At 48.1% G+C, this 888-nt stretch carries 2 protein-coding genes; both read left to right on the forward strand.

From position 1 onward, the window contains the following. A partial coding sequence (locus R7Z50_RS25780; RefSeq protein WP_318149514.1) for a dihydrodipicolinate synthase family protein occupies window positions 1-413 on the forward strand: 413 nt, incomplete at its 5' end. A 72-nt stretch (window positions 414-485) separates the two neighbouring features. Continuing rightward, window positions 486-888, forward strand: a 403-nt coding sequence (locus R7Z50_RS25785; protein WP_318149515.1) for an ABC transporter ATP-binding protein, incomplete at its 3' end; no start/stop codon positions are given.

An 888-nucleotide genomic window follows, 5' to 3' on the forward strand; every position in this document is an offset into this window, starting at 1 on the left:
CTACCGACACGCGTCGTATCACTGAGCTTTACAACAAGTTCGATGATCGTTTTACCGTGTTCAGCGGTGTTGATGATATTGCGCTTGAGTCGCTGATGTTAGGAGCGACAGGCTGGATTTCTGGCTTAACCAATGCGTTCCCAGAAGAATCAGTTGCAATTTACAAACTGGCGAGCCAAGGCCGTTATGCAGAAGCGTTAGAAATTTACCGTTGGTTCTTACCGCTGCTGCGTCTCGACACCATTCCTACGCTGGTTCAATGCATTAAGCTTGCTGAACAAGTGTGTGGCCGTGGTTCAGAGCAAGTTCGTGCACCGCGCCAACTGCTTAAAGGTGAGGAGCGTCAACAAGTGATCCAGATGGTGGAGCACGCGCTTGCTACCCGCTTAGACCTATCAAAATACAATCTGTAATTGAGCTAGTGAGTAGGGCGCTTTGTGGCGCTCTACTTATTTTCGCTATACAAAAATGAACGGAGGGATGCCATGAGCACAGCAAACAAGGATTATGTGAGCTTTCAACATGTTAAGAAAACCTACGACGGTGCAAACTTGGTGGTTAAAGACTTCAACTTAGACATCGCACCCGGAGAGTTTGTCACCATGTTGGGGCCTTCTGGATCAGGCAAAACAACGTGTCTGATGATGCTGGCGGGTTTTGAAACGGCAACAGGCGGAGAGATTTACATTGATGGCGTTCCGGTAAACAATCTCGCGCCACATAAACGCGACATCGGAATGGTATTTCAAAACTACGCGCTGTTTCCTCACATGACGATTGCGGAGAACCTCGCTTTTCCTCTAAAAGTGCGCAAGCTCGATAATCAAACCATTCAAAATAAAGTACAGAGCGCACTGGACATGGTCGAGTTGGGACACGTTGCCAGTC

It is taken from the genome of Vibrio sp. 1249-1 (assembly GCF_033340495.1).